16 protein-coding genes are annotated in these 14812 nt (G+C 37.1%); 4 read left to right on the top strand and 12 right to left on the bottom strand.

What is annotated here, in order from left to right:
- Window positions 1–551: 551 nt before the first annotated feature.
- From LB450_RS11950 to LB450_RS11930, 5 genes are all read right to left on the bottom strand, one after another.
- Window positions 552–758, bottom strand: a complete 207-nt coding sequence (locus tag LB450_RS11950; RefSeq protein WP_224489089.1) for a hypothetical protein — start codon at window positions 756–758, stop codon at window positions 552–554.
- A gap of 18 nt (window positions 759–776) precedes the next feature.
- A complete protein-coding gene (locus LB450_RS11945; RefSeq protein ID WP_224489087.1) occupies window positions 777–959 on the bottom strand; it encodes a hypothetical protein in 183 nt (60 codons plus the stop codon).
- Window positions 960–1388: 429 nt separating this feature from the next.
- Window positions 1389–3443: a M13 family metallopeptidase gene (locus tag LB450_RS11940; RefSeq protein WP_224489086.1), complete on the bottom strand. Its 2055-nt coding sequence runs from the start codon at window positions 3441–3443 to the stop codon at window positions 1389–1391.
- 55 nt (window positions 3444–3498) lie between these two features.
- The gene (locus tag LB450_RS11935) at window positions 3499–3987 is read right to left on the bottom strand and encodes a nuclear transport factor 2 family protein (protein ID WP_224489085.1); all 489 of its coding nucleotides are present in this window, start codon (window positions 3985–3987) and stop codon (window positions 3499–3501) included.
- Window positions 3988–3990: 3 nt separating this feature from the next.
- Window positions 3991–4533: a hypothetical protein gene (locus LB450_RS11930; RefSeq protein WP_224489084.1), complete on the bottom strand. Its 543-nt coding sequence runs from the start codon at window positions 4531–4533 to the stop codon at window positions 3991–3993.
- 113 nt (window positions 4534–4646) lie between these two features.
- Between LB450_RS11930 and LB450_RS11925 the strand changes: the two genes are divergently transcribed.
- From LB450_RS11925 to LB450_RS11915, 3 genes are all read left to right on the top strand, one after another.
- Window positions 4647–5603, top strand: a complete 957-nt coding sequence (locus LB450_RS11925; RefSeq protein ID WP_224489083.1) for an NAD-dependent epimerase/dehydratase family protein — start codon at window positions 4647–4649, stop codon at window positions 5601–5603.
- A gap of 188 nt (window positions 5604–5791) precedes the next feature.
- A complete protein-coding gene (locus tag LB450_RS11920; RefSeq protein WP_224489082.1) occupies window positions 5792–6709 on the top strand; it encodes a WCX domain-containing protein in 918 nt (305 codons plus the stop codon).
- An 87-nt stretch (window positions 6710–6796) separates the two neighbouring features.
- Entirely contained in the window at window positions 6797–8083 is a 1287-nt protein-coding gene (locus LB450_RS11915; protein WP_224489072.1) for a M20/M25/M40 family metallo-hydrolase, read from the top strand.
- Between the two features lie 86 nt (window positions 8084–8169).
- On the opposite strand, the gene LB450_RS11910 is transcribed toward LB450_RS11915, so the two are convergent.
- The 7 genes from LB450_RS11910 to LB450_RS11880 form a co-directional block, all read right to left on the bottom strand.
- Window positions 8170–8343: a hypothetical protein gene (locus LB450_RS11910; RefSeq protein WP_224489070.1), complete on the bottom strand. Its 174-nt coding sequence runs from the start codon at window positions 8341–8343 to the stop codon at window positions 8170–8172.
- Window positions 8344–8916: 573 nt separating this feature from the next.
- Window positions 8917–9105 (bottom strand): hypothetical protein, encoded by a 189-nt coding sequence (locus LB450_RS11905; protein WP_224489068.1) that lies wholly within the window; start codon window positions 9103–9105, stop codon window positions 8917–8919.
- A 7-nt stretch (window positions 9106–9112) separates the two neighbouring features.
- Entirely contained in the window at window positions 9113–9316 is a 204-nt protein-coding gene (locus LB450_RS11900) for a hypothetical protein (RefSeq protein ID WP_224489060.1), read from the bottom strand.
- Between the two features lie 30 nt (window positions 9317–9346).
- Complete coding sequence (locus LB450_RS11895) at window positions 9347–9553, bottom strand: hypothetical protein (RefSeq protein WP_224489058.1); 207 nt, start codon at window positions 9551–9553, stop codon at window positions 9347–9349.
- A gap of 206 nt (window positions 9554–9759) precedes the next feature.
- Window positions 9760–10506 (bottom strand): succinate dehydrogenase/fumarate reductase iron-sulfur subunit, encoded by a 747-nt coding sequence (locus LB450_RS11890; protein WP_224489056.1) that lies wholly within the window; start codon window positions 10504–10506, stop codon window positions 9760–9762.
- A gap of 7 nt (window positions 10507–10513) precedes the next feature.
- Window positions 10514–12517 (bottom strand): fumarate reductase/succinate dehydrogenase flavoprotein subunit, encoded by a 2004-nt coding sequence (locus LB450_RS11885; protein WP_224489054.1) that lies wholly within the window; start codon window positions 12515–12517, stop codon window positions 10514–10516.
- Window positions 12518–12528: 11 nt separating this feature from the next.
- Window positions 12529–13194, bottom strand: a complete 666-nt coding sequence (locus tag LB450_RS11880) for a succinate dehydrogenase cytochrome b subunit (protein ID WP_224489051.1) — start codon at window positions 13192–13194, stop codon at window positions 12529–12531.
- Window positions 13195–13436: 242 nt separating this feature from the next.
- Here LB450_RS11880 and LB450_RS11875 point away from each other — a divergent pair, with 242 nt between their 5' ends.
- Window positions 13437–14732, top strand: coding sequence for an aminopeptidase P family protein (locus LB450_RS11875; protein ID WP_224489049.1), 1296 nt, complete (start codon window positions 13437–13439; stop codon window positions 14730–14732).
- Window positions 14733–14812 lie beyond the last annotated feature (80 nt).

Below are 14812 nucleotides of genomic sequence, written 5' to 3'. Positions count from 1 at the left end.
TGATCCAACTTATGATTGGACAAAAAAAAGACGAGACCGTAGCCCCGTCGCAGGATAGTCAGATAACTTCCTAAAGAATAAAAATATGAAAAAAACTTAAGATTGCTTGTGTTTTTACACAGTATCTTGAGGGAAGATTGAGATGGGTGTTTTTTAGTATTGGGGTAAGTGCCCTTTTTAAAAATGCAAAATCAATTTTTCTATCCAAAACACCATTATACATCTAGGGCTTGGTGTTGACTTTATAATAAGAAAAACCGCCTTGATGGGAGGCGGTTATATTGTATTAAGAATAATTAACAAATTTTCTAATTAGTAATGTATTTTAAAAATTATTTAGCTTTACTTTCATGCTTATGAATAATTATCATGGAATAGATTGACGATAATAATAGAATGATAACCATAAAATTTTTAAAAAAAATATCTTCAAAGTTAATATATAAAAGAAAAATACAGATTACGCTTAGAATTCCTAAAAAAGTTTTTTGTTTATTAGTCATAACACTAAATTAAGTGGTTGTAATACAAAATTAACCAAATTATTATATCTACTCATAGGCTCTATAAGCCAAATATCCAACACAACCAATAGTTAAGGCCGTAAAAATTCCTGAACTAACAGGACCTCCTAATACAAAAAGACCTAATCGTAGACCTATACCTGCACCACTCACCGCGACACATGCTCCTGTTGCAATATCTGAAATATCACCTCCTGATATATTCTCTAAACTATTTATTTCTAAAGTTTTCATGTTTTTTAATTTTTAGTTTTAGTCTCTACAGAAAGCTTCATTTGCAGCACCATTTACAGCTCCTCCAACTGCTAGAAAAGCTCCAATACCAACAGCAGCTACCCCTCCTGTTAGAATTGATACCACGCCTATTCCAATTACTATGCCCCATGTCGTTGAGGCATTGGCACATGTCCAACCACCCCCACTCAAATGTTCCATCTGAGTTAATTCTAAATTTTTCATAATTATAAGTATTAAATTAAAGCCAAGCATTTTTTGGGATTTAAAATTGGGCTTGGCGTTACCAATAATAAATTTGTTTATGTAAAGATGCATCCAAAAATCATTAACAGTTTATCCAAATTTTAATTAAACTATTTATTTTAAGCATAAATGTATAGAAATGATGAATGTTTTGGGCAAAACATTATAAAATAATGAGCAAAAAACCATTTTTCATGAATATGCGTAAGAAGTTTTTACGATATCTCTATTCAAACTTGATTAGTAGTTAAAAGCATGATTTGTATAAAATGTATTAATCAAAAGCAGAAAATAGGATAAATTATTTAAAACCAAAAAGCGGTTACAACTTGAGTTGTAACCGCTTTTTTATTGTAGCCGTTGTTGTTTACAAAAACAGAAAACTTACCAAATTCTGACTCGTTCTTCTTGAGCGATATATAGGCTATCCCCTTCTTTTACGTCGAAGGCTTCATAGAAAGCATCCACGTTTTGTAAAGGCACATAAGCTCTGTATTGCCCAGGCGAGTGCGGATCTGTTTTGACTTGTGTTCTCAAGGCTTCGTCTCTCACTTTGGTTCTCCAAACGGTTGCCCAGGACATGAAGAAACGTTGTTCAGGAGTGAATCCATCAATTTTTCCTGGCTTGTCTTCATTTTCATAATGCAACATCAATCCATCGTAAGCCCCTAACACACCACCAAGATCTCCAATGTTTTCACCAAGCGTAAATTTACCGTTGATGTAAACACTGTCCAAGACTTCAATGCTGCTGTAAAGCGCTGCTAAATTATCTCCACGTTCTGTGAATTTTTCTAAATCTTCATCGGTCCACCAGTTTTTTAAGTTACCGTTGGCATCAAATCTGGCACCGCTGTCATCAAAAGCATGTGAGATTTCATGACCAATAACGGCACCAATGCCCCCATAATTCACAGCAGCATCTGCTTTGTAGTCGTAGAAAGGAGGCTGTAAAATAGCAGCAGGAAATACGATCTCGTTGTATAACGGGTTAAAGTAAGCATTCACCGTTTGAGGTGACATACCCCATTCGGTTTTATCAACAGGCTCACCTATTTTGCTGAGGTTGTCTTTATAGCTCCACATAGAAACCGCTTGCATGTTTTCGTAGTAGGTGTTCTCTGGAGTTACCTTTAAGTCGCTATAATCTTCAAATTCGTCTGGATAGCCTATTTTCACAGTAAACTTATTTAGCTTTTCGATGGCTTTCGTTTTGGTTGAATCCTGCATCCATTCCAGGTTTTCAATTCTATTTTTGAAAGCAGTAATCACATTACCAACCATGTCTTCAGCTTTTTCTTTAGCTTCTGGCGGAAATTTTTGATCTACATATAATTTACCAACGGCTTCTCCTATACTACCGTTCACTACCGAAAGCGCTCTTTCGTCAAGAGGTCTTTGTGCTTTGGCACCGCTTAAGGTTTTGCTATAGAACTCCCAGTTAGTCGTAGCAATTTCAGTAGACAATTGATTGGCTGCGTCATTGATTGTGGACCAGGTCATTAAGGTTTTAAGCTCTTCTAATGGTGTTTCGGCAATCATTTCATCAAGAGCTTTCATATACTTGGGCTCCATCACTAAAACGGTATCAGGTAATTTTTCAATTCCTATGTCTGACATATAAGCCTTAAGATCTATGTTTTTAGTAACATCACCAAGGTCTTTAACCGCATATCGGTTATTGAAATTTCTGAAATCTCGTCTGGCGACTTTGTCCAGTCTTGGCTCAGCAAGTTCAGTTTCAAGCTTTAGGATAGTCTCTGCTTTATATTTTGCATCGTCTTTTGACCCTCCAAAATAAGCCATCATTTTTACGATGTGCTCTTTGTATTGCTCTCTTATTTCTTTGGATTTATCGTCTTGATCCAAATAGTAATCTCTATCTGGTAAACCAAGACTTCCAGTGCCTACATAAGCTACATTCGTATTGCTATCGTTGGGATCTGAATAGGCGGAAACTCCAAAAAACGGCGAAGAAATTGCTGTTGGATATTCTGCTAAAAGCTCTTGAATTTCCTCTTTGGTTTTTATTTCTTCAATAAGATCTAATTTGTCCATAATAGGATTTACACCAGCAACATCCCTGGACACAGTGTCCATAATAGAATTGAATACTGAAATCGCTTTGCCTTGGTCTGACGTTTTAGAGTATTTGCCCGACTCTTCCGCATTTTTTAAAATTTTCAAAACATCGGTGTCTGTCGATTTTCTCAAAATTTGAAATCCTCCCCATGAGGTGCGGTCGTCTGGAATTTCGTTTTCTTTCATCCAGCCGCCATTCACATAGCTATAGAAATCATCTTGCGGATTTACAGTGGTATCCATGTATTGTATGGCAATGCCTCTGCTTTCGTTTGAAGACCCATCATTGGAATCCTGACACGAAAAAAACAATGTTGAAGCACCAATGGCTACAAACATCAATTTTAATTTATTCATAGTTTATTATTTTAATTTGGGTTAAAAATACAGCTTTTTCCTGATGAAAGAAAACTCAGTGCTGAGACTCCAGGTATTTGTGGTCTAACTTTGACTTTTGCTCAACAAGTTGGTCGACCAACGGATTCGGTACAGCCAGCGAAAGCACATAATGTTTTATTTTCCATTCGCCATTTTTAGTCTGAATAAGTACTCCAGATCCTCTACACACTCCCATGTGATCAGAATTCAGAACTTCATCAAACCAGGCTATGTTTTGATTTTCATCGCTATAAACATTTCGGTTCACGGGTATAAACGTCCAGGCTTTGCCAGCATCAAAATAAGGCTTAGAAAAGGCTTTAAATTCTGTATAGTTCCAAACTTCAGAAGCATCTGAACCTACGAAAACGGCGTCATCGGTCATCAATCCAAAGTAAGTATTAAAATCAGCTTCCTCAGCAGCTTTATGCCATCTATCGATAGTAGAGTCTATCTTTTCAGTTTGAGCAAAGCCTGAGGCTGTAAATAGCAGCGAAAGGATTAAAAGGATTGGCTTTGTCATTGGTTATTGAGTTGAGTTAGTTTCAGATTGAACAGTGCTTTCTTGAATAATAAAAACCTCATTTAACTGAATGTTGAGGTTGTTAAAGTCTAATTTCAGTTTGGCACTCAGGTCCTCAATTTTTTTAGGGTTGGGTTCAATACGTTTTGAATTTTCCTGAAGTAATTTAGCATGTGTTTTAAGCGTGATGATCCTGGCCTTAATGGCATTGGTTTCAAAAGTTTCAGGAACTGTTACGGACAAGGAATCCACAACATCTTCTATGGTTTCTGAATTATTCACAACATCAAGAATGGTGTAATTCTCTAATCGTTCTACTTCAGAATTCAGAGCTATGTACATGATCCAATCTTCCGTTAGCCTTTTCGATTTTTCTGACAAGGCCACCGGCTTTATACTGTCCAGATTGATTTTTTTCTGAAGCTGAGCAGGAATTACAGCTTTACTTTCGCTTTTACCCTCTTCTTTTTTTTGGTCAGTACAGGATGCTGCAAGCGTCAAAATAACAAGAGCAAAAAAGCCAGCAACTAAAGATTTCAATTTCATAATTAATTATTTTCAAACCAAATGTAGAGGTTGAATCTCTAAGTTTATCATAATTACGAATTTTTTATTCTGATATCTCTTTCAAAGCTTAAATTTGCATAAAATTTAAAAATATGCCCTCTAAGATATTAATCGTTGGTGCTTGTGGTCAGATTGGTTCTGAACTCACTCTTGCTTTACGAGACATTCATGGTGAAGATGCTGTAATTGCAAGTGACATAAAATCATCAACTTCTCCTGAGCTTGCTTCTGGCCCTTTTGAAATACTGGACGCTACAGATTATGATAATTTCAAAACAGTGGTTTTAACACATGATATCGATACAGTTTATATGATGGCGGCCATGCTTAGCGGTACAGCCGAGAAGTTTCCGGAAAAAGGCTGGGATCTCAACATGACGTCTTTATTCAATGTATTGAATCTTGGTAAAGAGAAATTGGTAAATAAAATATTTTGGCCCTCAAGTATTGCTGTTTTTGGACCGACTACCCCAAAGGTAGATACGCCTCAACAAACCATCATGGAGCCAACAACCGTTTACGGCATAAGCAAACAAGCCGGGGAACGCTGGTGTGCCTATTATTATAAGCGCTACGGTGTGGATGTAAGAAGTATTCGTTACCCAGGATTAATAAGTTACAAAACACCTCCTGGTGGCGGAACTACCGATTATGCTATAGAAATATTTCATGAAGCACTTAAATCCTCAAGTTATACTTCTTTTTTATCCCAGGAAACCACTTTACCGATGATGTATATGGATGATGCTATAAACGCAACTATATCCATAATGGACGCTCCAACAGAGTCTATCAAAATAAGATCGTCTTACAATTTGGCGGGGGTTAGTTTTACTCCAGAAGAACTTTATGCTGAAGTCAAAAAACACATTCCAGATTTTGAAATGAATTATGAATCGGATTTTAGACAAGACATCGCCGATTCCTGGCCAAATAGTATTGATGATTCTGAAGCTGCATCAGATTGGGGATGGAAAAAAGATTTTGACTTAGAGATGATTGTAAAAGAAATGCTTGTAGGAGTGAAGTCAATGAAAGAAGTGAACTAATATTTACTTTCTCTTAAACCATTTAAATAGATACGATTTAAAAAAATAAGACACCTGTTCATATGCAGGTGTCTTTATTTACAGAGATTAGGATGAAGCTCTAGTAAATATCTTTTTCTTGTGCAAAGTTATATCCGATTGCCATTTTTCTTATATTTATTTTCTAAAACGACATAAAATGTCCAATCATGGGTGAATACTTAAGACGTTTGTCCTTTATTGTTAAGATTATTAAGGAAAATGAATACACATCAGAACAACTAATGATGATTCTAAGCGAAAAGGGATTTTCTGTGTCTCAGAGGCAATTGCAAAGAGACCTCAAATCTTTACAGGATATAGTACCTCATGATGAGGAGCTAAAAAGTTATTTCTTAGAGGGAAAAAAGTACTTTTATATCAAAAAATCATTAGAGCCCAATCTTAAGCCTGTTGGCTTTGATTCTGTTTATACAGAATCTACACGCTTCTATCATCAAAATCTTGATGTAAAAAAAGTCAAAGCTTTAGAAGGAATTGAAACAGCTATTTATCAAAGAAAGACATTAGAAATAGAATTGGTTAAAGACGATGAGACAGGACACAATTTAGATTTGGATGCTTCTAAACTGATTGTTTGTCCGGTAAAATTGATTCTGCATAGAGCTTCCTATTATCTAGCCTGTATGAATTGTAAAACCAAAACAGTTGAAGTTTATGGGATTCGTCAACTGGTACAGATCAATCTCAGCAAATCTTTTTCGGATTTTCAAAACATGAAAAATGCAGTCGATCAGGAACTCAATAAACGCTTCGGAGTCACCAAAAATATTGATGATCAGGTTCACGATATAGAAATTGAATTTACTTCTGCTACGGGTCGATTCATTGAAGACCATCACTGGCATTCTTCTCAAAAAATAACCAAAACTAATGGCACCTATCTTATGACAATGCATTGTGGAATCAACAGAGAATTGATGGGTTGGTTATTTCTTTGGATGTATAATGTTAGGATTATACGGCCCAAGATTTTGAAATCCCTGTATAAACAAACTTTACAGGAGTGTGAGTCCACACTTAAAGAACAAACGCCTTTTGTGTACAGAAATATATTTAAGAGTTAGTTTTAACTCTGTACTTATCAAAAGCTTTATCCGTTAGCTTGCCAATGTCCATTTAATTATATTTGGATTAATTGTAATTCTCAACTTATGAAATATCAGGTTTTATTTTTGGTGTTAATGACGACCATATCTACACTGGCTCAGGAAATTTCTTCAAAAGAAGAACAAATGCTTAATTTTCTAAAGTTGAATGAGCAGGAGCAAATAAATTTTCTTGAACAAACGGTCAATATCAATAGTGGTACACTTAACCTTGATGGCGTTCGTAAAGTAGGAATGTTATACAAAAAAGAACTGGAGTATTTGGGTTTCGATACACGCTGGATAAGCATGCCGGATAGTTTGAACAGAGCGGGTCATCTTTTTGCAGAAATTAAAGGCGGGAGCGGAAAAACTATTCTATTGATAGGTCATTTGGATACCGTTTTTGAGGAAGATCATGAATTTCAATCCTTCTCACGTTCAGGTAAAACTGCAGAAGGCCCGGGGGCTAATGATATGAAAGGCGGGAATGCCATCATCATTTATGCGCTCAAAGCTTTAGAGGCCGCTGGTGAACTGGATAACAAGCATATAATTGTAGCCTTTACCGGAGACGAAGAAAAACCTGGGAAACCCTTAAGTATTAGTCGACATGATCTTGTAGAAGCAGGAAAAAAAGCGGACATCGCTTTAGGTTTTGAGACAGCATCGGGAATGAATTATGCCACGGTTGCTAGGAGGGGCTCCAGCGGATGGACTTTGAAAGTGAAGGGTAAACAGGCACATTCATCCGGCATCTTTAACGAAAATACGGGAGCAGGTGCTATTTTTGAAGCCTCTAGAATACTCCATTCTTTTTATGAGGATGTCAAAGGGGAGGACCTGCTAAGCTTTAATCCAGGGGTTATTCTAGGGGGGACCAAAGTAGAGTACGATTCCAACACATCAACAGGAACCGCTTTTGGAAAAACTAATGTTGTCGCGAGTGAGCTCGAAGTTTATGGGGGCTTGCGTTTTATTTCTGAAGAGCAGAAAGAAAAAACGCGAGACAAGATGAGAGCGATTGTGAAAAATAATTTACCTCAGACGTCCGCGGTTATCAGCTTCTCAGATTCCTATCCAGCCATGGAACCCACCGAAGGGAATGCTAAGCTTCTTGAGGTTTTGGATGAGGTTAGTCAGAATCTTGGGTATGGAGAAGTCAAGGCTTATGACCCTGGTCGCCGTGGTGCCGCCGATATTTCATTTATAGCGCAGTATGTGGATGGTTTGGATGGTCTGGGAGCGATGGGCAATGGCGCTCATTCTCCATCCGAAACGGTCAACCTTGAAACCTTTATTCCGCTTACAGAGAGAGCAGCACTTTTAATTCATCGGCTTGGGAGTGAATAAAATAGCTAGTCAGAATTGGATTGGTTTTGAATTGATGAAAGACTTTATTGATAAAATTAGTCTTTAAGTTTACGCAATTCGTATATTTATTTTTGTCTTTTTCTATTGAAATAGTCTCTACTAATAAAATATAAACCAATGAGCATCAACACCGTAAATTCAATTTTATGTTGTTGGTAGGAAAGCTCTCCAAAGGCAAAAATCTTTATCAGAAGTATTGCAATACCAATGAGTAGAATGTTATAGAGTGCTTTTTTCATTGTCAACATCAGCTTTTAATCCATGACAACTAGTTATTTAGATTTTTTGTCATGATTGTGAATTACTACCATAGAATAAATCAGTGCCAGCGAAATTAGGATCACCATAAAATTTTTAAAAAATATATCCTCAAAACTAAAATAGAGTAGAAGGGTAGAAATAACCCCTAAAATACCTAAAGCAGTTTTTTGATTGTTAGTCATCCTCTTTTCAATTTAAAGATTGAATACGTTATTACCAGAAGAGTGACTATTATTAAGCACAGATTTATCCAAGTATTCATTATATAGAACTCGAAAATCTGATTTAACCCAAGAACTATTATCAATATTGTGGACAGTAATGCTAATACTTTGAATTTCATCATCTATCCTTTTTTTTCTCACTTACAAAATATAGTCTGATAAATATGAAACTCATTATAAAGTACAAACTAGCTTTCACATAATTTTGAAATGACATGAGGTCAATCAACTCCAAAATTAATAGAACAGTAATTATTAAAAGTAAAATAAATTCTATTTGATTAATCTTTTTCTTCATTCTTAGAGAGTGATAAACAAATTTCTAAGCTATTTTAATAAGCCGTATTTACTGGCAAAGTGATAAAATATTAATAATGCCCCAGTTCCATAGAATAGCATTCTGGATTGAATATCCACAGTTCCATTATGAATTAAAACTAAACCCACTAAGCCACTAATTTCTAATGTATAGACTATAATCTTTAATAGCTGTTGGCTTAAATTATTTTTTTTCATACAGATATTATTTTCCTCTTGAAATCGCTTTTAGTATCGAAAACCTGCATAGCACCAATGCCGCTAAAGAGGCTATCAAAACAATTTTGATGCCTTGATTTCCCTCGTCGAATAAAGTTTTTTCAACAGTGATAAAGTAAGCCACATTAATCCCTACCACGAAAACAATGGCCAAGTTTATTACAGAAACGAGGGTTTTTTTATTTATCATCAGATCAGATTTTTAATTCACGATTATTGCTTAAAAGTCAGTTTTCTTCTTATCCTTGATATAGTGCTGTTGTGCCACTAACGTAAAAGCCACAACCTGAATCATTGTAAAAATATAAACCGGTTTCTGATAAAAATTCAGATAACTGGCCTCTTCATCCACAAAAACAGCTACAATTAAAGATATCAGAATAACTGACGGGATAGCAATCAATACTTTAAATCTCTTAGTTAACATGTTCTTAGAATTAATTTAGATCTGACCGTATTTTCTTTCCTGAGTTTTTCAAAGGACTAATCCTCATGTCAAATAGGCTATCATCACTATGAAACAGCCTTCTTAAGCAAAAAAGCAATTATAAAGTTAAGAAAACTTGTACTAAAAAAAGCGTTTTAGAAGTTATCTAAAACGCTTTTTTTAATTTAATTCAGTTTATACAGAGCTTATCCGGCAACACTAGCGCTTAGATATTCTCGATTCATTCTGGCGATGTTTTCCAGAGAAATGCCTTTTGGACATTCAATTTCACAGGCACCAGTGTTGGTACAGTGACCAAAGCCTTCTTTATCCATTTGATGTACCATTTCTAAGACACGCTCGTGGGCTTCAATCTCCCCTTGTGGTAGTAGGGCAAACTGAGACACCTTAGCTGAAGTGAACAGCATAGCACTGGCGTTTTTACAAGCGGCTACACAGGCTCCACAACCAATACAGGTTGCTGCGTAAAACGCATCATCAGCTTTTTCCTTTTCAATAGGAATGGAATTGGCATCCTGAGTATTACCAGAGGTATTCACAGAGATATATCCTCCTGCATGTTGTATTCTGTCAAATGCTGATCTATCTATCACCAAATCTTTAATTACAGGGAATGCAGTCGCTCTGAAGGGCTCAATAACGATTTCATCCCCGTCTTTAAACTTTCTCATGTGGAGCTGACAGGTTGTTATACGTCTGTCTGGTCCGTGAGGTTCTCCATTGATTTGCAACGAACATGAACCACATATGCCTTCTCTACAATCGTGATCAAATTCAACAGGATCTACACCCTCGTTGACTAAATTATTATTTAAAACATCGAGCATTTCCAAAAATGACATATCGCCATCGATTCCTTCTACGTCGTAGTTTTGAAATCCTCCTTTATCTTGAGCATCTTCCTGACGCCATACTTTTAGTTTAAGCTTCATAAGTCAATTATTTATAGCTTCTTGTTTTTAATTCAATATTTTCAAACTCTAGCTGCTCCTTGTGAAGTTTGGCATCTCTTGGATTTCCAACATACTCCCAGGCAGAGACGAATTTAAAGTTTTCGTCATCTCTCAAGGCTTCACCATCTTCAGTTTGGTATTCTTCTCTAAAGTGTCCTCCACAAGACTCATTTCTTTCCAGGGCATCTTTAGCAAAAAGTTCACCGAGTTCCAAGAAATCTGCCACTCGTCCTGCTTTTTCTAATTCAGCATTTTTAGTTTCAGCTTTACCGGTTATTCTTACATTCTTCCAGAAATCCTCTCTTAATTCTTTGATTTCCTCCATCGCTTCTCTTAGCTCTTTCTCATTACGAGACATGCCGCATTTGTCCCACATGATTTTACCCAATTTCTTGTGGTAATAATCAACAGGATTCTTGCCTTTGGCATCAAACATCTTTTGGATTCTATCTTTGACCGCTTTCTCCGTGGTTTCAAACTCTTCCGTTTCTGTTGAAATTGGTCCCGTTCTAATGTCATCTGCCAGATAATCTCCAATGGTGTAAGGAAGAACGAAATATCCATCGGCAAGACCTTGCATTAAAGCTGAAGCTCCAAGTCTGTTAGCGCCGTGATCTGAAAAGTTAGCTTCTCCAGCGGCAAAACAGCCAGGTACTGTTGTCATTAAATTATAATCTACCCAAAGTCCACCCATAGTGTAATGCACAGCAGGGAAAATCATCATGGGAGTTTTGTAGGGGTTTTGGTCTGTAATCTTTTCATACATTTCAAATAAGTTACCATACTTGGACTCGACAACTTCTTCACCTAGTTTTATAATTTCTTCTTTACTTGGGTTTTTATGCCCGGAAGTAAATGCTTTTTCTTTCCCATAACGCTCGATAGCTGCTTTAAAATCAAGATAAACCGCCTGTCCTGTTTTGTTAACACCGTAACCTTCGTCACAACGTTCTTTTGCAGCTCTGGATGCCACATCGCGTGGTACCAGATTACCAAAAGCAGGATATCTGCGTTCTAAGTAATAATCTCTGTCATTTTCGTCTATTTCGGTAGGTTTCAGTTTACCTCCACGAATAGCTTTAGCGTCTTTTTCATGTTTTGGTACCCAAATACGACCGTCATTTCTCAACGATTCTGACATTAACGTCAATTTGGATTGTAAATCACCAGAAACAGGAATACAAGTCGGGTGAATTTGTGTAAAGCAGGGATTAGCGAAGAAGGCTCCTTTTTTATGAGCTCTCCAGGCTGCCATCACATTACTACCCATAGCATTTGTAGAGAGGTAAAAAACGTTTCCGTAACCACCTGATGCTAGAACAACAGCGTGAGCAGAATGTCTTTCAATTTCTCCTGAAACAAGATTACGGGCGATAATCCCTCTGGCTTTTCCATCTACAAGCACCAAATCCATCATTTCGTGCCTGTTGAACGTCTGGATCTTTCCTCTATTGATTTGTCTATTCATTGCTGAATACGCTCCGAGTAATAATTGTTGTCCTGTTTGGCCTTTAGCGTAAAAGGTTCTTGATACCAGGACACCTCCAAAGGATCTGTTATCCAAAAGGCCGCCGTATTCTCTGGCAAAAGGAACACCTTGTGCTACACACTGGTCAATAATATTACTAGACACTTCAGCAAGTCTGTATACATTGGCTTCTCTGGACCTATAGTCACCCCCTTTTACAGTGTCGTAAAACAACCTGTAGTCGGAGTCACCGTCACCCTGGTAATTTTTGGAAGCATTAATTCCTCCTTGTGCTGCAATAGAGTGTGCACGACGAGGGGAGTCCTGATAACAAAATGTTTTAACATTGTAGCCAAGTTCTGCAAAAGTTGCAGCAGCACTTCCTCCTGCAAGTCCTGTTCCAACGACAATAATGTCGATGTTTCTCTTATTTGCTGGGTTTACAAGGTTGATTTCGTTTTTATGTTTAGTCCATTTTTTCTCTATAGGACCTTCTGGTATTTTTGATTCTAAAACTGACATAATCCTTTCGCTTATAAGTTATTAAAGTAGTGAAATATCGCAATAAATACAAAACCCATTGGAATAACAATCGCAAAAGCTTTGGTAAATATCTTGATCCCCGGAGAGTATTTGTTGTTTAGACCCATAGTTTGGAAGGAAGAAGCAAAACCATGTAACAGGTGAAGCATTAAAAACACAAAACATAACGCATAAAAACCGGTTCTAATTGGGTCTCCGGCAAATTTTGCAACAGTTTCGTCGTAGTATCTGAATGGATCATCAGGATTGGTCTCTACATATTTATGAATCAGTTCCGGGATCCAAAAGTCATAAAAGTGCAAACCTAAAAAAGCCAGTACCACAATTCCGGAAAGAATCATATTTCTAGATACCCAAGAGGAATTTGCAGCCCCATTATACTTTCCATAACTAACAGATCTTGCCTTTTTTTGTCGAATCTCAAGGACAAATCCCATGATGAAGTGAAAAACTACACCTGCGATTAAAATAGGTTGAAGCACAGCCTGCACCAAAAAATTGGTTCCCATAAAATGGGAAATTTCATTAAATGTGGAAGGGCTTACGACCGAGGTAAAATTAATTGTAAAGTGTTGAGCTAAAAAAAGGACTAAAAAAAGTCCTGAAAGAGCCATAGCAACTTTTCTTGCTATTGTTGATTTGTTTATTCCAGCCATTATTCTGAATTTGATTTTGCACAAAAGTACACTACATCGCTTTCTGAAACAAATGAAGTCAGGCTTTTACGTATAATTTAGAATAGTTTTAAAACCTTTTGAACCAAAATAACGAAAACCTTGTCGTTAAATTTACCTTTTTAAAACCTTGTTTGTTCTTTTATGATATGTCCAAAGCTTTTTTTTTGCTCTAGCTGATTTTTTCAAAGGGCTTTCTTTACCTTTGAAAAAACTACTATTTTATGCGTTACGAGCCTATATCCAAAGAATTATTTATACAGAACCGGAAGAATTTTAGGAGTCAGATGCTGCCGGGAAGTCTGGCTGTATTCAACTCCAACGATATTTATCCCATAGGAGCAGACAGTACCATTCCTTTTCAGCAAGACCGAAATATTTATTATTTGTCTGGAGTGGATCAGGAAGATAGCATTTTGGTGTTATTTCCAGATGCACCAGATCCTAAGCATCGCGAAATTTTGTTTTTGACCGAAACCAATCCGCATATCGCGGTCTGGGAAGGGGAGAAACTCAATAAAGACCGAGCTCTGGAAACTTCGGGGATCACAAACGTTTACTGGAAGCAGGACTTTGAAAAAGTCTTTAACGAGTTGATGGCTCAAAGCCATACCGTTTATATGAATACCAACGAGCATTACAGAGCAGCTCACGCCACTCAAACGCGGGAAGACCGTTTCAATAAATGGCTTAAAGAAAATTATCCGGCGCATCAAGTCGCCAAGAGTAATCCCATTTTACAACGGTTGAGAGCCGTAAAACATCCCCTGGAATTGGAGGTGATGCAGAAAGCCTGTAATATTACCGAAAAAGGCTTTAGAAGAATTTTAGAATTTACAAAACCTGGCAAATGGGAGTATGAACTGGAAGCCGAGTTTATGCATGAATTTTTAATCAATAAATCTCGTGGTTTTTCTTATACGCCCATCATTGCCGGAGGAAAAAATGCTACCGTACTTCACTATATAGAAAACAAAGAACAACTGAAGGCTGGAGATTTAATTTTAATAGATGTAGGTGCAGAATATGCTAACTACGCCAGTGACATGACGCGTACCATTCCCGTGTCCGGGAAATATACCGACAGACAAAAGCAGGTGTATACGGCAGTCAATAAAGTCAAAAACCTGGCTACCGATATGCTGGTGCCTGGAACCATTTGGAAAGAGTTCCATATGGAGGTGGGTAAGTTGATGACTTCCGAATTATTGGACCTCAAACTTCTAGACAAAGCCGATGTTCAAAATGAAAACCCGGACTGGCCGGCTTATAAAAAATACTTCATGCACGGGACTTCCCATAATATCGGCCTTGACACTCACGATTACGGCTTGTTGCACGAACCTATGAAAGCCAATCAGGTGTTTACCGTGGAACCTGGAATCTACCTGCCCGAGGAGAATATGGGCATTCGTTTAGAAGACGATGTGGTGATTCAGGACAAAGGAAGTCCGAAAAACCTGATGGCCAACATTCCTATCGAGATGGAAGAGATTGAAGATTTGATGAATAATAAATAGTCTCTTAGTGGTGAGTTTTTAGACGTGAGTGATTTTTTACCGCTTTCTCACCTTAACGTTTTTTCCAGTCAACTGGTTTT

This window comes from Psychroflexus curvus (assembly GCF_020164585.1).
GTDB lineage: Bacteria > Bacteroidota > Bacteroidia > Flavobacteriales > Flavobacteriaceae > Psychroflexus > Psychroflexus curvus.
The sequence above is the reverse complement of the archived record's forward strand: the minus strand, read 5'-3'. Positions and strand labels throughout refer to the sequence as shown.

What these genes read in the sequence shown, in the direction of transcription:
- LB450_RS11915 (WP_224489072.1), top strand. Translation starts at nt 6,797, where the DNA reads ATGAAATATCAGGTTTTATTTTTGGTGTTAATGACGACCATATCTACA.
- LB450_RS11875 (WP_224489049.1), top strand. Translation starts at nt 13,437, where the DNA reads ATGCGTTACGAGCCTATATCCAAAGAATTATTTATACAGAACCGGAAG.
- LB450_RS11950 (WP_224489089.1), bottom strand. Translation starts at nt 758, where the DNA reads ATGAAAACTTTAGAAATAAATAGTTTAGAGAATATATCAGGAGGTGAT.
- LB450_RS11945 (WP_224489087.1), bottom strand. Translation starts at nt 959, where the DNA reads ATGGAACATTTGAGTGGGGGTGGTTGGACATGTGCCAATGCCTCAACG.
- LB450_RS11880 (WP_224489051.1), bottom strand. Translation starts at nt 13,194, where the DNA reads ATGGCTGGAATAAACAAATCAACAATAGCAAGAAAAGTTGCTATGGCT.
- LB450_RS11910 (WP_224489070.1), bottom strand. Translation starts at nt 8,343, where the DNA reads ATGAAAAAAGCACTCTATAACATTCTACTCATTGGTATTGCAATACTT.
- LB450_RS11890 (WP_224489056.1), bottom strand. Translation starts at nt 10,506, where the DNA reads ATGAAGCTTAAACTAAAAGTATGGCGTCAGGAAGATGCTCAAGATAAA.
- LB450_RS11895 (WP_224489058.1), bottom strand. Translation starts at nt 9,553, where the DNA reads ATGTTAACTAAGAGATTTAAAGTATTGATTGCTATCCCGTCAGTTATT.
- LB450_RS11905 (WP_224489068.1), bottom strand. Translation starts at nt 9,105, where the DNA reads ATGAAAAAAAATAATTTAAGCCAACAGCTATTAAAGATTATAGTCTAT.
- LB450_RS11885 (WP_224489054.1), bottom strand. Translation starts at nt 12,517, where the DNA reads ATGTCAGTTTTAGAATCAAAAATACCAGAAGGTCCTATAGAGAAAAAA.
- LB450_RS11930 (WP_224489084.1), bottom strand. Translation starts at nt 4,533, where the DNA reads ATGAAATTGAAATCTTTAGTTGCTGGCTTTTTTGCTCTTGTTATTTTG.
- LB450_RS11940 (WP_224489086.1), bottom strand. Translation starts at nt 3,443, where the DNA reads ATGAATAAATTAAAATTGATGTTTGTAGCCATTGGTGCTTCAACATTG.
- LB450_RS11900 (WP_224489060.1), bottom strand. Translation starts at nt 9,316, where the DNA reads ATGATAAATAAAAAAACCCTCGTTTCTGTAATAAACTTGGCCATTGTT.
- LB450_RS11920 (WP_224489082.1), top strand. Translation starts at nt 5,792, where the DNA reads ATGGGTGAATACTTAAGACGTTTGTCCTTTATTGTTAAGATTATTAAG.
- LB450_RS11925 (WP_224489083.1), top strand. Translation starts at nt 4,647, where the DNA reads ATGCCCTCTAAGATATTAATCGTTGGTGCTTGTGGTCAGATTGGTTCT.
- LB450_RS11935 (WP_224489085.1), bottom strand. Translation starts at nt 3,987, where the DNA reads ATGACAAAGCCAATCCTTTTAATCCTTTCGCTGCTATTTACAGCCTCA.